This is a genomic window from Asticcacaulis tiandongensis, from assembly GCF_006475605.1.
Lineage (GTDB): Bacteria > Pseudomonadota > Alphaproteobacteria > Caulobacterales > Caulobacteraceae > Asticcacaulis > Asticcacaulis tiandongensis.
Genome location: NZ_SSBC01000010.1, coordinates 626004 through 644492, shown reverse-complemented (window position 1 = coordinate 644492; position 18489 = coordinate 626004). Strand labels below are relative to the sequence as shown.

The window sequence follows — 18489 nt, the reverse complement described above, 5'->3', positions numbered from 1 at the left end:
GATCAGACCTCGTCCTTGCCTGAAGCGAAGATACATATCAGCGTGATGACAGAAGCCAGCAACAGATAATAACCGACATAGGCCAGACCGAAGTTGCTCTGGAGCCAGGTGGCGGCATAAGGGGCCAGAGACGCACCGACAATACCTGCGAAATTGAAGGTCAGCGAGGCCCCTGTGTAGCGCACATTGGCGGGGAAGGGGGCGGCAAGTGCCGTTCCGATCAGGGCGTAAGTCATTCCCATCAGAGCCATGGCAGACATGGAGAAAATAAAGACGTTCAGGTCGCTGCCGCCCATCAGGGAAGGCAGGATGAAGGAGAAGGCGCCGATCAGAACCGTTGTAACGATCAGGATTTCCCGACGGCCGAATTTTTGCGCCAGAAGAGCCGAAAGCGGAATGAAAATACCAAAGGCAATAGAGCCGAATATCTGTATTTCCAAGGCACTGATGAAGTTCATTTCCCTGATTTTGACGTTATAGGACAGCAGGTAAGCACTGCCGATATAGAACAGAACGAAGGTGACCAGAGCGACGAAAGTGCCGAGAAAAAGGCTGCGTTTATGGCGGGCAAAGATGTGTTTCAGAGGGACTTTTACGCGTTCTTCCTTGTCGATAGCCTTTTGAAACTCAGGGGTTTCCGTGATCGACAAACGCACCCAGAGGCCGATGGCGATAAGGACAATCGAGGCGATGAATGGTACACGCCAGCCCCAGCTCAAAAGGTCGTCCTGAGACATGAAGTGCAGCAGGATCCAGAAGGCACCGGACGACAGCAGGAGGCCGATCGGGGCCCCAAGCTGGGGGAACATACCGTACCATGACCGTTTGCCCGGAGGGGCGTTTTCGGTGGCCAGCAGTACGGCTCCGCCCCATTCGCCGCCAAGGCCGAAGCCCTGACCGAAGCGGCAGACGGCCAGCAGCAGCGGGGCCAGAATGCCGATCTGGTGATAAGAGGGCAGGCAACCGATGATAACGGTCGAAATACCCATGGTCAGAAGGGCCGCGACCAGGGTGGTCTTACGGCCGATACGGTCACCAAAGTGGCCGAAGACTATGGCCCCGATGGGCCTCGCGAAGAAGGCAATCGAGAAGGTGGCAAAGGATTGCAGCAGCGCCGAGGTCGGGTCGCTGTCGGGGAAAAAGAGTGCGGGGAAAACCAGCACCGCCGCCGTGGCATAAACGTAAAAATCGAAAAATTCGATAGTCGTGCCGATAAGGCTGGCGAGGAGCACCTGAGCCGGTGAATTTACGGGCTTCGAGGCGGGGGCGGCTGCGGTTGACATGAAGGCGGCAATCCTGAGAGCACCCGTTTTTCGGGCTTATCTCTCTGCCGTAGCGGATTTTCAGGAGTCTGAAAAGAGGGGGCACGTAACGGCGTTGCCTGAGGCGCAAATGGCATCAGTAGAGCATGCAGGGCCAGCAAATCGTCATCATTAAAGATTTCGCCCGCTGTGGGGGCTTTTGCAGGGACCGCTGCCGCAGAGCTTAAGGCCCGAACGGGTTTCAGTTCAGGCGTTCTTTTGAGCACGGTGCGCACATAGTGTTTGTCTTCCTGAAGCTTAAGGCGGTTCATCAGGTGCTCACCGGCGAGAGCGGGTGCCCTGACTTCGGTAAGGTGAACACGCGCATAGATGCGTTCAATGAGGGTCGCGACGCGCACGGCGCGTTCAAGCTCAAGCATGTCTTCGGGAGGGGCCATGTTCTCGGCACAGATGAGCATCCGGTCGGCAAAGGCGCACAGGCGCGCTCTGCGGTCTTCGGGAGTCATCTGTTCCTGTGTGGGATTTGTAGCCATGGGATTATCATAGGGTGAAATGCGAAAACGGGGGTAAAACGGGTGGGAAAATGCGAAAAAAGAGCCACCCACGGCAGGCCGGTTTTGCCCCCACCCCATGAAGGGTGAGACAGTAAGATGCCCCACCACCCCGCCGGCAAACCGGCGCGGTCCCCCTCCCCAATGAATTGGGGAGGTATGATTTTGCCTTAAAGATCTAAGCGCACGGTAACATATACGTTTTTTGACCTTAAGGCTTAGCTGTGCAATTTACGCAGCGTGAATAAGATCAAAAATAAATTTCAGTTTGTCATCAACCCGCCGGTATTTTTTGGCTCGGTAGGTATCATTGCCCTTTTTCTGGCTGTCGGCGCTTTTGCCTCTGAGCAGGCCGAGTTTGTGTTCTCAAGTCTGCATAGCCACATACTTGCCAATTTCGGATGGCTTTACCTGCTGGCGGTCGGGATTTTTCTGCTGTCGGTTATCATCCTGTGTTTCAGCCGCTATGGTGATCTTAAGCTGGGGCCGGATGATTCCGAACCGGATTTCCGCTACGCCTCATGGATCGCCATGCTATTCGCCGCCGGTATGGGCATCGGGCTGATGTATTTCGCCGTGGGCGAACCCTTAAGTCATTATATCGCGCCACCGGATGCCGAGCCCATGACGCCCGCCGCCCAGCGCGAAGCGATGAGCGTCACTTTCTTCCACTGGGGTATCCACGCCTGGGCCATCTATGCCGTGGTAGGGTTATCGCTCGGTTATTTCGGCTATCGCTATAATCTGCCCCTGACTATCCGGTCGGGGCTCTATCCGATCTTCAAGCAGCGTATCAATGGCTGGATCGGGCATGTGGTTGATATATTTGCCGTATGCGGCACCATTTTTGGTCTGGCGACCTCGCTTGGGTTCGGGGTTTTACAAATCAATGCCGGTCTGGAATATCTGATCGGCATTCCTGTCAGCACGACCACTCAGGTGTTGCTGATTATCGGCATCAGCGTGGTAGCGACCGGATCGGTTGTGTCTGGACTGAATAAGGGCGTACGCATTCTCAGTGAGATCAATCTGCTTGTGGCGATTGGCCTGATGCTGTTTGTGCTGCTGGTCGGGCCGACGGTCGAGTTGATGCGTGATTTCGTGCAGAATATCGGGCTGTATCTCGATCAGTTTTTGCTCAGGACCTTCAATCTTTATGCCTACGAACCGCGTCCGTGGATCGATGCGTGGACGCTGTTTTACTGGGCCTGGTGGATATCCTGGTCACCCTTTGTCGGCATGTTTATCGCACGGATTTCACGGGGCCGGACGGTGCGTGAATTTATCGTTGCCGTTCTGTTTATCCCGTCGGTCTTTACCTTCTTCTGGATGACGGTCTTCGGGAACACGGCCATGATCCTTGATCAGACCGTTGCCGCCGGACAAATCTCAGGCGCGGTGTCAGCAGATATATCGGTGGGGCTGTTCAAATTCTTTGAGTACCTTCCATTACCGGCGGTGACATCGACTGTTGCCATAATTCTGGTGGCTATTTTCTTTGTGACGTCGTCTGATTCCGGCTCACTGGTGGTAGATACGATATCAGCCGGTGGCAAAACGGAAACGACGACGCTACAGCGCGTCTTTTGGTGTGCACTGGCCGGATTGGTGGCGATCATACTTCTGATGAGCGGCGGGCTTTCGGCGCTTCAGTCGGCGACGATCGCATCGGCCTTACCGTTTGTTGTGGTCATGCTGGTGCTTGTCTATGGTCTGTTCAAGGGGATGCGGGCGGATGTGGCTCAGCTTAAGGCGGCCAATAGCGGGGCATCGCGCGGGCAGGCCTATCCGGCGTCAGGTTTGTCCTGGCAACGCAGGCTGGCTCTGGCTCTGAAAACGCCGGATGAGGACGAGGTTGCAAGATTTATAAACAGCACCGTGTGTACCTCGCTTGAGGCGGTGGCGGCGGAACTTACCCTTAAGGATCGTCCGGCAATGGTCACTTGCGAGAACGGCACTGTGACCCTGATTTCGGCAGCAGAGGGGATGCGCGATTTTGTGTATGGCGTGCAACTGGCGTCACATAAGCTGCCGGCCTTCTCGGCATCCGAGGCAAGCAATATGGGCATGAGATACGAAGCCCGAACCTTCTTCTCGGACGGTAGTAGTGGATATGATGTGATGGGTATGTCGAGAGAGCAGATCATCACGGATGTTCTGGTGCAGTTTGAGCGCTATCTGGCGCTGGTCAGTTCGCATGAAACGACACTGGTTCTGGAAGCGCCTGAGCACAGTCAGTAAAAGGCTGATCGTCGCCGGAAACGCTTGTCAGCCTTTATACGGGCGCTTATATTATACCTGACGTGTGCTGCGTGCGTCAGGGCTTTTCCCCTAATACGGAGAATGGATGAACCTTTTAGATAAGGGAGCGCAGACCCATGTCTTCAGCCCTCACGCCCAATAAGGGCCGTATCAACTCGACCCTTCGCCGGTTTCTCGATAATAATGCCTCGGCCGGTATTGTTCTGATGTTTGTTGCTCTGGCGGCGATCCTTACGGCCAATTCGCCGTTTGCCGACAGCTATTTTTCAGCGCTTAAAACCTATGTCGGCCCTTTAAGTGTTCTGCACTGGATCAATGACGCCCTGATGGCGTTGTTTTTCCTGATGGTTGGTTTGGAAATAAAGCGCGAAATGACAGACGGGCAGCTATCGAGCTGGTCGCGGCGGATACTGCCCGGCATGGCGGCGCTTGGCGGGATGGTTGTGCCTGCCCTGATCTATCTTGCGTTCAATCATGCGGACGCGGCGGCGATACATGGCTGGGCCATTCCATCCGCGACGGACATCGCCTTTGCGCTGGGGGTGCTGTCGTTGCTGGGCTCACGAGTGCCAACCTCGCTGAAGATATTTCTGGCGGCTCTGGCTATCATTGATGATCTGGGGGCGGTGATCATTATTGCGCTGTTCTATACCACCGGCCTGTCTGTGCCGGATTTGCTGGGGGCAGGGGTGGTGGTTGCGGCTCTGTTTGCGCTTAATCGTTTCAGGGTCAATTCGCTTATCCCCTATCTATTGCTCGGGGTCGTATTGTGGATACTGGTCTATCGCTCAGGGGTACATGCCACACTTGCGGGGGTGTTGCTGGCGCTGACCATACCCATCACGCTGACTCCGGCGACGCCTGAGGCCTCACCGGCGGTGTCGCCGCTGCATCGCCTTGAGCAGGCCCTGCATGTGCCCGTGGCATTCCTGATCGTGCCTCTGTTTGGCTTTGCCAATGCGGGTGTGTCTTTTTCAGGGGTATCGCCGGATGTGCTGCTTGAGCCACTGTCACTTGGGGTCGCAGGCGGTTTGGTGCTGGGTAAGCTGATCGGCGTTTTCGGCGCTGTGGCGCTTATGGTGACGCTGAAATGGGCTGACCTGCCGATGGGCGCGAGCTGGGGGCAGGTGTTCGGTGTGTCGCTTTTGTGCGGTATTGGCTTCACCATGAGCCTGTTTATCGGACTGCTTGCCTTTGGTGATCCGATGCTTCAGGACCGCGTCAAGTTCGGGATTCTGGCGGGCTCACTGCTGGCCGGAAGTGCGGGGTATCTGGTGTTGAGATTTGCCAGACGTGAGACATTTACCGCGAATACACCATAGGATTTTTAGACCAGAACCGGCATATATAAGGGATGCAAGTCCCTGATATTACATGGCCAAAAGATGCTGCCGAAGCCATAGCCATACAGCAGTCTTTGCGACAACAGGTCAGGATTGGTGCCGACGATGTCCCGTGGGGACTCATCGCAGGCATTGATGTCAGCTATGATATCACCAACAACCTGACCCGTGCCGTGGTTGTGGTGCTTGATGCGGTGACCCTCACGCCGGTCGTGCCACCTGTGGCAACGCAGATCGACACGCAATTTCCCTATGTCCCCGGCCTGTTGTCCTTTCGGGAAATTCCGGCGATCCTCAAGGCGCTTTCCTATGTTGAGGTCAGGCCGGACATATTGATGGTGGATGGCCATGGCATAGCCCATCCGCGCCGTTTGGGTATCGCCGCCCATCTGGGGGTGCTTATGGACATGCCGAGTATGGGGGTGGCCAAGAAACGTCTGACGGGAAAATATGAAGAACCGGCATTGGAAAAAGGATCGATGAGTCCGCTGATTCACCGCGAAGAACAGGTCGGCATGGTCTTAAGGAGCAAAGACAGGATAAAGCCTCTGTTTGTCTCACCGGGCCATCGCCTGTCGTTGGTACAGTCTGTGGCCGTTGTGAAGGCCTGCCTGACGAAATATAAGTTGCCAGAACCGACCCGACTGGCTGACGCTATTTCCAAAAAGCCGGATGCCTATATGCGTGGATAAAGGTATTATTTGGCGCGTTTCTTGTCGATCAGGACGGCCTGCTGCCATTTGCCTGGCGCTTTGTCGGTGCGGTGAATACATCCCGCCCAGCAGCAGGGCCGCTTTTTGCCCTCCAGCAATTCCTCAAGGGTGCGCGCGATGCGTTTTTGGCGCGTCTTGTCCTGTTTGGCGTCATCGACCCAGCAGATGAACTCGTTGCGGCCCAAGGGGGTCAGTTTTTCCCAGAGCGCCAGTGTTTCAGGATTTGAGCTTATGGCGGTTTGCAGGTCTTCAGCGGCTTCGTGGACCGTACCATGTAAAAATGCGTTCATCGCTGACCTCAGGGCTATGGAGTTGAAAATCAGACTATTATTCGGGCGTGGACAAATGTTTGACGAGAGTGACGAATAGAAAATTTATGGGTGACGTGGGCTGATGGTATTGTGGTTTATTTGAGAATGGTCGGATATCTATGTACCAGAGGGATGGCGCGGATAAGGCATATCTGTTGACCGGTAATAATGAAGAAAGTGCGTCGCATTGGGAAAATAAGTACCGCGATCTCTACAGTGCGTTGGATTCCGGTTTTTGTGTAATCGAAATGCAATTTGATGTCACAGGTCGCCCGTGCGACTATGTGTATAAAGAACTTAACGCCCATTTTGAAGCGCAATCAGGGTTAAAGGATGTTCTTGGGCGCCGGGCTTTGGAGGTGCTTCCGGATCACGGACAGGAATGGTTCGACATCTATGGTCGGATTGCCATGACCGGTGTGTCCGAGCGTTTTGAGAATCGCATTGACGCCATTGGCCGCTGGTACGAAATTCTTGCCTTTCGCATAGGCCAGCCTGAGCAACGGCAGGTGGGGGTTCTCTTCAACGATATCGATACCCGCAAACGTGCCGAACTTGCGTTGCAGGCCAGTGACGCCCGTCAAAGCTTTCTGTTGAAACTGGGGGATGAACTTCGTCCCGTTTCCGATGCCGCCACCATTCAGCAGATTGCCTCTCAGAGGCTGGCGGAATTTCTCAAGGCCGATCGAGTCGGTTATGCCGAGGATGATGGTAATACGGGCGAAGTGGTGGTGACCCATGACCATGCCCGAACCATTGCCAATATCGAAGGGCGGCATCTGTACGAAAGCTTCGGCGCGGATTTGCTGGCAACGCTGAGGGCCGGACGTCCGGTTATCCATAACGATATTTCAGATGATCCCTTGCTTACAGACGTTGAAAAGCAGGCCTATGACCTGCTGGGCATTGGTGCGGTGCTTAATGTGCCGCTGCTGAAGGACGGGGCGCTGGAGGCTATTCTTTTTGTGCATTATCAGCGCCCGCATGTCTTCACCGAGGCTGAAGTGGCGCTGGCATGGGAGGTGGGGGAGCGCACCTGGGCCGAAGTAATGCGGGCACGTACCGAGACGGCCCTGAAGGACAGTAAGGCCAGTCTGGCGGCGGTGTTTGAAAGCCTTCCGGTCGGTGCAGGGCTGTTTGACGCCGCGAGCGGGCGGATGGTGCTGGCCAATGCGGCAATGAAACCCTATCTGCCGACAGGGGCCATGCCTTCGCGCGACGCGGAGCGTGGCTGGCGCTGGGAAGCGTGGGATGCGCAGGGTAATCCGGTGCCACGGGAACAGTTTCCGGGTGCGCGCGCCTTACGCGGCGAGCATGTCGTTCCCGGAATGGAAATGCTTTATACGTCTGATTCCGGCGAGAATATGTGGACGTCGGTATCTGCGGTGCCTGTACGTGATGAGCGCGGGCAGATAACGGGACAGGTCGGCGTCATTATGGATATTGACGCCATAAAGCGAACCGAAGCCTCGCTTCGCGTTGCCGAAGCGCGCTGGCGTATTCTGACGGACGCCATGCCGCATCTTGTGTGGATTGCCGAGGCACGGGAGGCAGGGTCTATTTATGTCAATGACCGGTTTGCCTCCTATACCGGACAGACGTCAGCGCAATTACTCGGGTTTCGCTGGATGAAATCCATCCATCCCGATGATGTGGAAAGCGTAAAATCGGCCTGGTTAAACCTGCCGGATGATGAAGAGGGGTTTGAGGTAGAGTTCAGGCTCCGTCGCCACGATGGGGTTTATCGCTGGTTTTTGGGGCGGGTGGTTCCGGCACCGCTCACGGATGGAAATGGCCAGCAATGGATCGGTGTGTGCGCGGATATTCAATCGCTGATGGAGGCGCGTTTTCAGGCCGAAGCGGCGGATCGGGCCAAGTCGGAGTTCCTCGCCAATATCAGCCATGAAATAAGAACGCCGCTTAATGCCATTGTCGGGCTTACGTCCATTCTGACCTCAGCTCATTCCAATCCGTCCATGTATCCTAAGTATTTCCGGACTATGCAGGACAGTTCTAATGCGTTGCATGAGTTGATCAACGACATTCTCGAGTTCTCGCGGCTTGATGCGGACATGGTAGAACTGAGTGAGACGGAATTTGCCCTGAGTGATCTGCTGGGGGAGGTGGAACGCATATCGGCCGTCAAAGCCGACGCCAAGGGCTTGTCGCTGGGCATTCAGGATTTCACCGGCCAGACGCGGCTTTATGTGGCGGATGGGCACCGTATCAAGCAGATATTGCTTAATCTGATGTCCAATGCGGTGAAGTTTACCCACAAGGGCAGTGTGAACCTTATGGTGAGTGAAGGGGCGTCGATTGATGGCCGCGAAACCCTGACCTTTTGTGTACGTGACACCGGTATTGGTATTGCCTCGGACAAGCTGGAGGCCATTTTTGAGAAGTTCACACAGGTCGATGGCAGCTATTCCCGCAGGTTTGGCGGGACGGGACTAGGGCTGGCGATCAGCAAGCGGCTGGCGCAGACCATGGGGGGCACGCTAAGGGTTGAAAGTGAGCTGGGTGAGGGGGCGGCTTTCCTGCTGACCGTGCCGGTGAGTTATCTGAGCGGCCCGGCGGATGGGGCCTCGTCGGATGGGGTCATGGGCAACGTAAAGGCGGAAACAGCGGCGCTTCAGCACGCCTTGCTGGTCGAAGATAACCCCGTCAATGCCATGGTCGCGGAAACCATGTTGCAGAAACTGGGCTGCACATTCGAGACGGCCAATACCGGATTTGCGGCGATTGAAAAGTGGCGGCAGGGTGATTTCGATATTATCCTGCTTGATTTGCAGATGCCGGATATGGATGGACTGACGGTAGCCCGCCGCATTCGGCAAATGGAGCGTGAGGCAGGGGCAAGGCCTGTGAAAATCGTCGCCCTGACGGCTCATGCTTTTACCAACGACAGGGAAAAAGCGCTGTCGGCGGGTATGGATGGCTATCTGACCAAACCCTATACAATCCATAGCCTGTCACAGGTCTTGTCATAAAAAAAACAGCGGAGGGGCGCTCCGCTGTTTTTTGTATTTCGGGTCTGGCTTGCGCCCTATTGGGCCGGTTCAAGAGACTTTGTCATCTCTTTCAGGGCGGCTTTTTTCAGACTGTCCATTTCCTTTGCCAGTGACTTCGCCTGTTCCGGGCTCAGATACTGTTTTGCCTTTTCGAAGATTTCATTTTCTTCTTCGTGGACATGGTGGGTGACGGCTTGCTTGAATTCACCAAAGGTGAAATGCCACTTGTCAGTATCGACCGGCAGGGTGCTCAGGGTTTGCAGATACTGGTCGATCTCGTCATGCTCATGATCGGCATGATCCATTTTCTCCTCAACGGCTTTGGAGCGCGTTTCCTTGAGGATAGTCTTGTAGAAGGTCTGTTCTTCGGTTTCAGCGTGCAGTGTCAGTTCAAGTTTGATCTGCTCGAACAGTTTCTGGCGCTGGCCTGAATCGCTGGTGGCGATGACCTGATCCATCAGATCGGCCACCTTCTTATGATCTTTTTTAAGATAGCTATAAATATCCATGATCCTCGGTTCCTCTATGTCGTTTCCGCCTTAAGGGCCCGCCCTTAGGAACAGCATAGAAAAGCAGCGATCAGAACGACATATGATCCGGCGATAGCGGTCGTAATGAATCGGCAAAACCAGAGCCATATACGATCGAAACTGGCTCTAGGTATTTTGCAGGCTGGTCTGGCTGATGGCGCTCTTTGTCGCCCCGATCAGGCAGATGCGCGCGAGGTAAAGGTCAAGGCCGATCAGCGCGATCAGCAAGGGGTAAAGGGCCGGGCCGGTAATGAAATCCGTCAGCGGCCCCTGTCCGAACGAGCGGATAAAGTGCGGCAGCCAGCCCGGGTGCAGCAGGTTCAGCACCATCAGTAGGGCAATAATGACCGCGGCGGCGGTGAAGATGAACGCGCCGATCAGCCCCAGACTTGAGGACAGGCTACGGGTCGTGCGCGACAGCAGGGCCTTTGTCATGGCCACGTGGCCGTTGGAATCGAGCGCCTGCGACAGGCGGTGATCCTCAAGGAAGGGGCGGGCATAGGCCTCGGCCTTGCCGAAGCCCTGAAGGGCGGCGATGGCGGTCTGTCCGGCAGCGACCTTTTCTTCGAGGTGCGCGCGGGCTTCGTTGACAATATCGGCACGCTCATCGGCGGGCAGGGTGTGCAGGACCTCGTCGAGATATTTCAGCCAGAGGTCTATATCGGTTTGTTCAGTCATTTCCCCTCCTGCTTCAGAAAGGCGTTGAGGCGTTCGCTCATCTCAAGCCAGATGTCGCTTTGAACCTTAAGCTCGCTAAGGCCCTGCGGTGTCAGATGATAATATTTGCGCGGGTGGCTGGCTTCGGCTTCGTGCCGCCACTCCGCCTTTATGAGGCCTGCCTTTTCCAGACGGTGCAGCAGGGGGTAAAGCGTCCCTTCGGACAGATCGAGACCTGCGGCTTCGCGTAAGGCCTCAAGGATGCGCAGGCCATACTGGGCGTCATCACGCAACAGGCGCATCAGGGCCAGTTCCAGAATGCCCTTGTACATCTGGGTGCGACGGGCTTCGGTGGTTTTGACCTGAGGGGTGACCTGTTCGGGAGGCATGCCGGTTCGGAAAATGGTTGCTTTGTTATGCAAGATATATGGTCGGGCAAAAATTATGGCAAGTGTAAAATTACCCGAAGTCTCATCAGCCATCACGAAAATAGTACATGACCGGCTTTGAGAAACGGCTTAATCGGTTTGGGTAAAGACTTGTCGGGGTGTGTTATGAGCAAGATTGAATGGATTATTGAGCCACGGGAAAAGGATCTGGGCGGGTTTGTCGTAAGGCGTATTCTGCCGTACGCCAAAAAGCGTCAGGTCGGGCCGTGGCTGTTCTTTGATCATATGGGGCCTGCGGTATTTGCGCCGGGTGAGGGGCTGAATGTACGACCGCATCCGCATATCAATCTGGCGACCGTAACCTATCTGTTTGAAGGTCATGTGCATCACCGCGATTCGCTTGGGAATGACGAGGTGATTTCACCCGGCGATATCAATCTGATGGTGGCGGGGCGCGGGATTGTCCATTCGGAGCGCGAACCGGCGGAAACGGCGCAACAGACGCGTAAGACCCATGGGCTTCAACTGTGGCATGCCTTACCGGAAGCCGATGAGGAGACTGATCCGGCCTTCTATCATTATGATGCCGCCGATATTCCGGCGCTGGAGGTGGGGGGCGTACCTGTGCGGGTGATGATGGGCAGCGCTTATGGTGTTACGTCACCGGTCAAAACCTTTGCCGAGACGCTCTATCTGGAGGCACGTCTGGCCGCCGCCCAGAGCCTTGAGATCAGCGCCGATACGCCTGAGCGGGCCGTCTATGTGGTGACGGGGGCGGTGGATATTGACGGGACTGTGGTCGAGGCGGCGCATATGGCGGTGCTGAAAGCCGGTGAGGTCGTGACTCTGACGGCGGTGGCCGATTCGCAGATCGCGGTTGTGGGCGGTGAGCCGTTCACGGAGCGGCATATTTACTGGAATTTCGTCTCGTCACGCAAAGAGCGGATCGAGCAGGCCAAGGCCGACTGGCGCGAAGGGCGTTTCCCCAAGGTGCCGGGGGACGAGATCGAGTTTATTCCCCTGCCGGAGGCCTGAAAAAAACATGACTGATCGTATAGATGCAGAGGTACATGAAACCCACATAACCCCCTTTAGCGTCAGTATGCTGGTGGGGGGGCATCGCTTGTCGGGTGACGAGCCCGAAGCTAAGGGCGGGCATAATCTGGCGCCGTCACCCTATGATTACCTGTTGGCGGCGTTAGGAGAATGCACGGCCATGACCGTGCGCTGGTATGCGCGGCAGAAGGACTGGCCGCTTGAGGGTGTCAGGGTCAGTCTGAGTTACGACAGGCAGGTGGGGCACGCGTCGGGCAAGGCGGATATCTACAGCAAGACCGTGACGATCATTGGCGAAAAGCTGACGGAGGATCAGACGCAAAAGCTGATTGAGATTGCCGCGAAATGTCCGGTACACAAGACCCTGACGGCCGGTGTGCATATCGATACGGTGGCGGGATAATATTCAGGGGGCGCTATGTTGAAGCCTGTCGTTCTGGCGACTTTGTTGGGTTTGGGGCTAATGGGGCCGGTTGTGGCTCAGGAGGCCCCCATGCGGGATATGCGCGGGTTTCCTGAGGCGGATGGGCCCTTCAGTGCGGCTTTGGTGGTGGTTGATGAGGCCGGTCACACGGCGTTTAATGCGCCATCGGATCAGGGCTTGCAGCTTACGGATGTTTCCGAAGTGGCGGTGGGGCAGCGGGTTTTTGTCAAGGTACTGTTTACCGGTATGGCGCTGAGTGACGGCTTCGGTCTGGTGACCTATGATGTCCGTCTTCTGTCGCCGGACGGGGCAGTATACAGTGAAACGGATCACAAGGGGCTGACGGCGTTTCGTGGGGCGACGACGCGACCGGAACAGATATTCAATAACAGCGCCACCTTAGGCATTCGTTTTGAAGACAAGGATATGGCGGGGCCTTACCGAATCGAAGTCACTGTGCAGGATGTGAATGGCAACCGTCATGTGCCGCTTGTGACAACGCTGCGGCTGGTTAAGTAGGGAGCTGCGGCTATGGCATTAAAGGGGCTGCTGAGCGGGATAGCCATTGCCCTGGCTGTTGTGGGGCCGGTTGCGGCGCAGCCTTTCAAGGACAGGCCTGCGATTCCTGTGTCTCAGGATATTCCCTATGGTGGCACCTTGCGGCTTTCGGTCGATGCCACAGATACCCAGCAACGCATTATCCGTGTCAGACAGGTGATTCCCGTGACGCAGGGCGGGCCGCTGGTGCTGATGATGCCAAAGTGGCTGCCCGGAAAACATGCCGCGCCCCGAATTGTGGATAAGGTAGCCAATCTGCGGTTTACAGCCGGCGGCGAGACAATTGGCTGGCTGCGTGATCCGCTTGAGGTCAATGCGTTCCATCTGGAGGTGCCGGAAGGGACCACGGAGGTGGTGGCTGAGTTCGAGTTTCTGTCGCCCATGACGGCGGCGGCAGGGCGGGTCATTGTCACCGAGACCATGAGCAACCTGCAATGGGAGTTATTGTCTTTTTATCCGGCGGGATATTACACGCGCCGGATTCCGATCGAACTGACGCTTAAGCTGCCGCCGGGCTGGGGGTATGGCAGCGCACTTGAGGTGGCGGGGACGTCAGAAGACAACCGCATCACCTTCAAGCCGATCAGCTATGATCATTTTGTCGATTCGCCGATGTTTGCCGGTAAGCATTTCAAAACGGTGGATCTGACGCCAAAAGGGCGGGCGCCGGTCAGTCTGTTTTTTATGGCTGATGAGGCCGGTGATCTGGTCATAACTGACGAGCAGATCGCCCTTCACCGCAAGATGGTCGATCAGACGCTGAAGCTGTTTCAGTCCGAGCCCTATGATCGTTACAGTTTCCTGCTGCATCTGTCGGATAATCTGGGGGATATTGGGCTGGAGCATCATCGGTCGTCGGAAAATGGTCATTCGCCGGATTATTTCAGGCTGTGGGCCACGGAATTTGTGGGGCGTGATTTGTTGCCGCATGAGTTTGTTCATGCGTGGAATGGCAAATACAAACGCGGCGCTGATTTGCTGACGCCGGATTTTCAGACGCCTATGCAGGGGAGCCTGTTGTGGGTTTATGAAGGGCAGACGCAATATTGGGGCTATGTGTTGTCGGCGCGGTCAGGGCTTTATAGTCGCGAACAGACCTTACAGGCACTGGCGCACATAGCGGCACATTATGATCTTCAGGCGGGCGGCGAGTGGCGGCCGCTGATTGATACCACCAATGATCCCGTCATTGCCCAGCGTGCGCCAAAAAACTGGGTGAGCTGGCAGCGGAGCGAAGACTATTATAATGCCGGTTTACTGGTCTGGCTTGAGGCAGATACGCTGATCCGTGAGCAGACGCGGGGGCGTAAATCGCTGGATGATTTTGCCGCTACCTTCTTCAAGGGGCCGGACGGTGATTTTGAGGCCAAAGCCTATCAATTCAATGATGTGGTTTCAGCACTTAATGCGGTTTATGAATATGACTGGGCCGGTTTTCTGAGCGAGAGGCTATATCAGGCTGGCCCGTCTGCGCCATTGGCAGGACTTGAGCAGGGGGGATACCGGCTGGTCTATCGCGATCGGCCAAGTGACTGGACGCGGGCGCGGGAGCGTCTGTTAAGGCAGACCGATCTGAGCCATTCGCTGGGGCTGGTTTTGGGAACCAATGGCGATCTGCAACAGGTGATATGGAACAGTCCGGCTCACAAGGCGGGATTGGGGCAGGGCATGACCCTGATCGCGGTCAATGGCGAGGCCTATGAGGCGGAGAAGCTTCAGGAGGCCATAGGGGTGGCTAAGACCGGTGGGGCGTTGGACCTTCTGATCCGGCGTGGAAAGACCTATCGCACCTATAAGGTCGATTATCGCGAGGGCCTGCGTTACCCGCATCTTGAGGTCATTGAGGGTCGGAAAAGCTGGCTCGATGAGATTTTGCGCGAGAAGCGTTAGGGCGCGTTGCGTTTCAACCAGGCCGGATAGTCTTCCTCAAGCAGTTTGGCGGGCCATTCGCCATACCAGGCATAGCCGGTGCGCCGTTCGTGATGAATATCCTGATAGTTTGCCACCCTTACGCCATCACGATTGGCGAGGATAACGCTATTGTCATTCAGGTCATAAAAACGTGCCCACAGCGGCGGGGCGGTCGTGTCGCTGACCAGACGGCGGTCGGTGGTCGCGGTGTGATAATCATAGCGTATGGCTTCATCCAGAGTGTAGGTTTCCAGACGCAAGCCATTGAATTTTGAAGACTCGATCCATTCAACTGCGGCAATAATAGCGGTACGTATTTCCGGTGACGGATTGTCGATGCGCATCAGATAGCGGACGACCTCGACGGTTTCCTGCGTCACTATGGCGGGCAGTTCAAAGCTGCGGCCTTTAACAGGCAATAGGGTTACAGGATCATATTGTCCGGCCCATCCCGTCAGGCGGCCATTTTGACGGATTTGCAGGCGTAACAGGCAGGATTCGCCTTTTTGGAGTGCGTTTTCGGCGCGCTGGCGGTGCGATTCGTCGATATGGGTGAAGGGGGCTTTACGTTGCGAGATGGTGCGCAACAGGGTCAGGTTACCGGAAGTGACCTCATCGGCCAGCGTGATCATCGGGTGATAGGATTGACGGGCGGGCACCGTATGGGGCCAGCCACCGCAGGTGTCGATCTGATGGGTCAGAATCAGATCAAGGCCCTTGAGGGCGGCCTGACGATAGCGATTGTCCTGTGTGCGTTCAAAAACCGCAAAGAGATATTCGACCTGCGTATAGATGTTGCGGTTGTCAAAGCTGAAGTCAGGATCGGCTTTTTCAGCCAGCGCCTGCTGGATTTCGGCTTCGCTGAGTATCCTTAAGGGGTCGCGGTTTTCGATCCAGCCGCCGTTATCCCTCTGGAGGAGCAGAATCGTGTCCGCAATGGCGACATAATTATCCGGCTGAAGACGTGCATAACCATCCCCGTGCTTATTGCGCCAGTGATGCACAGCGTCATTAAAGCCGCTGATGTCCGGGGCTGAAAGATGTGTCGGCGTGGCGCAGCTGCTGAGAAGCAGGGCACCCATAAGCCACAAACGGGCAGGCAGGGGGGCAGACGTCATGGCATTTCCTCATATTTTTTGACAGCATATCAAGTGAAACGACAAAATATCAATCCACATGCTTGGCGGGCGGGCCGGACAGGCTTAAAACAGGCTTATGATCCGTCTGTTTATCGCTGAAAATACGCCACCTTTTACCGAAGGTTTGACCCTGGCCCTCAATCCTGATCAGGGGCGCTATCTGGCTGTGGTCATGCGACTAGGGGTGGATGATGAAGTTTTACTGTTCAACGGGCGTGACGGGGAATGGCGGGCGCGTATCCATCTGGTGACCAAGAAACTGGTGACGGTTGAATTATTGCGTCAGACCAAGGCCCAGCCGCAGACAGGATATCCGCCGGTGCTGGCTGTGGCGCTGGTTAAGCGGGCGCGGCTTGAGACGATCATTGAGAAGGCGACGGAGCTTGGGGTAGGAGCTATCCAGCTTTTGATTACGCGACGCACCAATGCCGATCACACCAATGTCGGGCGGCTTCGGCTTATTGCGCAGGAGGCGGCGGAACAGACAGAGCGTTTGGATGTACCTTTGGTTTTAAGCCCAGTTAAATTAGAAGCTTATGTAAAAGAGTTAAGTTCTGACGACAGGATTGTCTATGGGGACGAAGACTCGACCCATGAGACAGAAGGACGTCAGATCAGGCCTATGACAGAGGTTTTAGGCAGGCTTGAGGCCAGCGGTCGGATTATAATTCTGATCGGGCCGGAGGGCGGGTTTGATGATCATGAGCGCGGTAATTTAAGACAGCATGATCAGGCCGTGGCCGTCAATCTGGGGCCGCGTATTCTGCGGGCGGATACGGCGGCCATATCGGCGTTGACGCTTTATCAGGCGACGCTTGGGGACTGGCGATAAATTAGTGAAAATGACTTGTGCGCCTGCACACATAGGCCCATATAGCCAGAAATTGTAACAGTCATTATTCGATTTAAAGGATAGGGCGCTTGGCCAGTTCTCCTGTAATTTCCGGCGATATCGCGCCCGTGGATAGCCATAAAACCCTGATCGATTATTTTGCGGCTGGTGAAAAGCCACAGGCGCAGTTCCGGATTGGTGCGGAACACGAGAAATTTGTTTTCCATCACAGTGATCTGAGCCGTCCGGCCTATGAGGGCGCCAGCGGTATTGAGGCGCTGCTTAAAGGCCTGACGCGCTTTGGCTGGGCCGAGGTGTATGAAAAGGGCAAGCTGATTGCCCTGAGCCGTGGCGGGGCCTCTGTGTCGCTTGAGCCGGGCGGACAGTTTGAACTTTCGGGCGCGCCGCTTGAGAGTGTGCATGAGATAGCCGCCGAGACCGCCCGTCATCTGGATGAAGTGAAGGTCGTTGGCGGAGAACTGGGGCTGGGGTTTCTCGGGGCCGGATTTTCGCCGCTTTGGAGCCGTGAGCAAACGCCGGTCATGCCCAAGGGCCGTTACAATATCATGCGTGCCTATATGCCAAAGGTCGGGAATCTCGGGCTTGATATGATGCTCAGGACATCGACCATTCAGGCTAATCTGGATTACAGTTCCGAAACCGATATGGTGCTGAAGTTCCGCGTGGCCTTAAGTCTTCAGCCGATCGCCACGGCTCTGTTTGCCAGTTCGCCGTTTACAGAAGGCAAGCCGAACGGGTTTGTGTCGGCGCGCGCCAATGTCTGGACGGATACGGATGCTGATCGGACGGGGATGCTCGGGTTCGTGTTTGACGACGATTTTGGCTATGAGCGTTATGCGCAATATGCGCTTGATGTACCTATGTATTTCGTCAAACGTGACGATTATATCGATGCGTCGGGGCAATCCTTCAGGGCGTTCCTCAAAGGGGAATTGCCAGCATTGCCGGGGCAGCGCCCGACGATTGATGATTGGGGGGATCATCTGACGACGCTTTTCCCGGAAGTACGCCTCAAGAAGTATCTCGAAATGCGTGGGGCCGACGGCGGTCCGCAGAGCCATATCAATGCGCTGGCGGCCTTCTGGGCGGGTATATTGTACGATCAGACGGCGTTAGAGGCGGCATGGGATCTGGTGAAAAACTGGACGCAGGCCGAGCGGTTACTGTGGCGGACGCAGGCGGCGAAAACCGGTCTTAAGGGCGAGATCGCCGGACGCGCCGTCAAAGACTGGGCTTTGGATGCGTTGAAGATCGCCGAAGCGGGGCTTAAGCGTCGCGGGCAATTGTCAGACACCGGTCAGGATGAGTCGGTTTGTCTGGCACCTTTGTTTGATATTGCCGATTCGGGGCTGACTCTGGCGGATCGCTGGCTTGAGAAATATTATGGCGAATGGGGTGGGGTGGTTGATCCGATCTATAAAGAAGCGGCCTATTAGTTATGGTCACAGCCACTTAAGCCTATAAGGCACGTGGTTGTTGGCTGTGTAAAAAGATACCCCTCCGTCTTTTTTGCGGATGC

At 55.7% G+C, this 18489-nt stretch carries 17 protein-coding genes; 10 read left to right on the top strand and 7 right to left on the bottom strand.

From position 1 onward, the window contains the following. Nucleotides 1–2: 2 nt before the first annotated feature. Both E5201_RS06990 and E5201_RS06985 read right to left on the bottom strand, forming a co-directional pair. Complete coding sequence (locus E5201_RS06990) at nt 3–1283, bottom strand: MFS transporter (protein WP_140985354.1); 1281 nt, start codon at nt 1281–1283, stop codon at nt 3–5. Further along, nucleotides 1247–1795, bottom strand: a complete 549-nt coding sequence (locus tag E5201_RS06985) for a hypothetical protein (protein WP_140985353.1) — start codon at nt 1793–1795, stop codon at nt 1247–1249. Before E5201_RS06985 ends, E5201_RS06990 begins: the two co-directional genes overlap by 37 nt. 258 nt (nt 1796–2053) lie before the next feature. Between E5201_RS06985 and E5201_RS06980 the strand changes: the two genes are divergently transcribed. The 3 genes from E5201_RS06980 to nfi all read left to right on the top strand — a co-directional run bounded on the left by E5201_RS06980 (nt 2054) and on the right by nfi (nt 6110). After that, on the top strand, nt 2054–4054 hold the full coding sequence (locus E5201_RS06980; RefSeq protein WP_246050449.1) for a BCCT family transporter: 2001 nt from the start codon (nt 2054–2056) through the stop codon (nt 4052–4054). 137 nt (nt 4055–4191) lie between these two features. Further along, entirely contained in the window at nt 4192–5397 is a 1206-nt protein-coding gene (gene nhaA / locus E5201_RS06975; RefSeq protein ID WP_140985352.1) for a Na+/H+ antiporter NhaA, read from the top strand. Nucleotides 5398–5429: 32 nt separating this feature from the next. Then, nucleotides 5430–6110, top strand: a complete 681-nt coding sequence (nfi, locus tag E5201_RS06970; RefSeq protein WP_140985351.1) for a deoxyribonuclease V — start codon at nt 5430–5432, stop codon at nt 6108–6110. Nucleotides 6111–6115: 5 nt separating this feature from the next. On the opposite strand, the gene E5201_RS06965 is transcribed toward nfi, so the two are convergent. Further along, nucleotides 6116–6421, bottom strand: coding sequence for a YdeI/OmpD-associated family protein (locus tag E5201_RS06965; protein WP_140985350.1), 306 nt, complete (start codon nt 6419–6421; stop codon nt 6116–6118). Nucleotides 6422–6597: 176 nt separating this feature from the next. On the opposite strand from E5201_RS06965, the gene E5201_RS06960 reads away from it, so the two are divergent. Continuing rightward, nucleotides 6598–9432 carry an ATP-binding protein gene (locus tag E5201_RS06960; RefSeq protein WP_181404561.1) on the top strand — a complete coding sequence of 945 codons (2835 nt, stop codon included), beginning with the start codon at nt 6598–6600 and terminating at the stop codon, nt 9430–9432. A 56-nt stretch (nt 9433–9488) separates the two neighbouring features. On the opposite strand, the gene E5201_RS06955 is transcribed toward E5201_RS06960, so the two are convergent. From E5201_RS06955 to E5201_RS06945, 3 genes are all read right to left on the bottom strand, one after another. Beyond that, entirely contained in the window at nt 9489–9962 is a 474-nt protein-coding gene (locus E5201_RS06955; RefSeq protein WP_140985348.1) for a hemerythrin domain-containing protein, read from the bottom strand. Nucleotides 9963–10109: 147 nt separating this feature from the next. Next, nucleotides 10110–10661: an HAAS signaling domain-containing protein gene (locus E5201_RS06950; RefSeq protein WP_140985347.1), complete on the bottom strand. Its 552-nt coding sequence runs from the start codon at nt 10659–10661 to the stop codon at nt 10110–10112. Further along, the gene (locus E5201_RS06945; protein ID WP_140985346.1) at nt 10658–11029 is read right to left on the bottom strand and encodes a PadR family transcriptional regulator; all 372 of its coding nucleotides are present in this window, start codon (nt 11027–11029) and stop codon (nt 10658–10660) included. Before E5201_RS06945 ends, E5201_RS06950 begins: the two co-directional genes overlap by 4 nt. A 165-nt stretch (nt 11030–11194) precedes the next feature. Between E5201_RS06945 and E5201_RS06940 the strand changes: the two genes are divergently transcribed. From E5201_RS06940 to E5201_RS06925, 4 genes are read left to right on the top strand one after another with little or no spacing between them, the layout of a single operon-like run. Then, nucleotides 11195–12064 carry a pirin family protein gene (locus E5201_RS06940; RefSeq protein ID WP_140985345.1) on the top strand — a complete coding sequence of 290 codons (870 nt, stop codon included), beginning with the start codon at nt 11195–11197 and terminating at the stop codon, nt 12062–12064. Nucleotides 12065–12071: 7 nt separating this feature from the next. Next, nucleotides 12072–12488 (top strand): OsmC family protein, encoded by a 417-nt coding sequence (locus tag E5201_RS06935; RefSeq protein ID WP_140985344.1) that lies wholly within the window; start codon nt 12072–12074, stop codon nt 12486–12488. Between the two features lie 15 nt (nt 12489–12503). Further along, complete coding sequence (locus E5201_RS06930; RefSeq protein ID WP_140985343.1) at nt 12504–13028, top strand: hypothetical protein; 525 nt, start codon at nt 12504–12506, stop codon at nt 13026–13028. 12 nt (nt 13029–13040) lie between these two features. Beyond that, nucleotides 13041–14957 (top strand): M61 family metallopeptidase, encoded by a 1917-nt coding sequence (locus E5201_RS06925; protein ID WP_140985342.1) that lies wholly within the window; start codon nt 13041–13043, stop codon nt 14955–14957. Here E5201_RS06925 and pelA read toward each other — a convergent pair. Next, nucleotides 14954–16096, bottom strand: a complete 1143-nt coding sequence (pelA, locus tag E5201_RS06920) for a pectate lyase (protein ID WP_140985341.1) — start codon at nt 16094–16096, stop codon at nt 14954–14956. The genes E5201_RS06925 and pelA overlap by 4 nt on opposite strands. Before the next feature lie 97 nt (nt 16097–16193). Between pelA and E5201_RS06915 the strand changes: the two genes are divergently transcribed. Both E5201_RS06915 and E5201_RS06910 read left to right on the top strand, forming a co-directional pair. Then, entirely contained in the window at nt 16194–16949 is a 756-nt protein-coding gene (locus tag E5201_RS06915; RefSeq protein ID WP_140985340.1) for a 16S rRNA (uracil(1498)-N(3))-methyltransferase, read from the top strand. Nucleotides 16950–17038: 89 nt separating this feature from the next. Then, a complete protein-coding gene (locus E5201_RS06910) occupies nt 17039–18406 on the top strand; it encodes a glutamate--cysteine ligase (RefSeq protein WP_425456567.1) in 1368 nt (455 codons plus the stop codon). Nucleotides 18407–18489 lie beyond the last annotated feature (83 nt).

Excerpts from the sequence above, each read along its gene's own strand:
- E5201_RS06935 (WP_140985344.1), top strand. The coding sequence starts at position 12,072 with ATGACTGATCGTATAGATGCAGAGGTACATGAAACCCACATAACCCCC.
- E5201_RS06940 (WP_140985345.1), top strand. The coding sequence starts at position 11,195 with ATGAGCAAGATTGAATGGATTATTGAGCCACGGGAAAAGGATCTGGGC.
- E5201_RS06925 (WP_140985342.1), top strand. The coding sequence starts at position 13,041 with ATGGCATTAAAGGGGCTGCTGAGCGGGATAGCCATTGCCCTGGCTGTT.
- E5201_RS06985 (WP_140985353.1), bottom strand. The coding sequence starts at position 1,795 with ATGGCTACAAATCCCACACAGGAACAGATGACTCCCGAAGACCGCAGA.
- E5201_RS06965 (WP_140985350.1), bottom strand. The coding sequence starts at position 6,421 with ATGAACGCATTTTTACATGGTACGGTCCACGAAGCCGCTGAAGACCTG.
- nhaA (WP_140985352.1), top strand. The coding sequence starts at position 4,192 with ATGTCTTCAGCCCTCACGCCCAATAAGGGCCGTATCAACTCGACCCTT.
- E5201_RS06990 (WP_140985354.1), bottom strand. The coding sequence starts at position 1,283 with ATGTCAACCGCAGCCGCCCCCGCCTCGAAGCCCGTAAATTCACCGGCT.
- E5201_RS06950 (WP_140985347.1), bottom strand. The coding sequence starts at position 10,661 with ATGACTGAACAAACCGATATAGACCTCTGGCTGAAATATCTCGACGAG.
- E5201_RS06915 (WP_140985340.1), top strand. The coding sequence starts at position 16,194 with ATGATCCGTCTGTTTATCGCTGAAAATACGCCACCTTTTACCGAAGGT.
- E5201_RS06930 (WP_140985343.1), top strand. The coding sequence starts at position 12,504 with ATGTTGAAGCCTGTCGTTCTGGCGACTTTGTTGGGTTTGGGGCTAATG.
- E5201_RS06945 (WP_140985346.1), bottom strand. The coding sequence starts at position 11,029 with ATGCCTCCCGAACAGGTCACCCCTCAGGTCAAAACCACCGAAGCCCGT.
- E5201_RS06955 (WP_140985348.1), bottom strand. The coding sequence starts at position 9,962 with ATGGATATTTATAGCTATCTTAAAAAAGATCATAAGAAGGTGGCCGAT.
- nfi (WP_140985351.1), top strand. The coding sequence starts at position 5,430 with ATGCAAGTCCCTGATATTACATGGCCAAAAGATGCTGCCGAAGCCATA.
- pelA (WP_140985341.1), bottom strand. The coding sequence starts at position 16,096 with ATGACGTCTGCCCCCCTGCCTGCCCGTTTGTGGCTTATGGGTGCCCTG.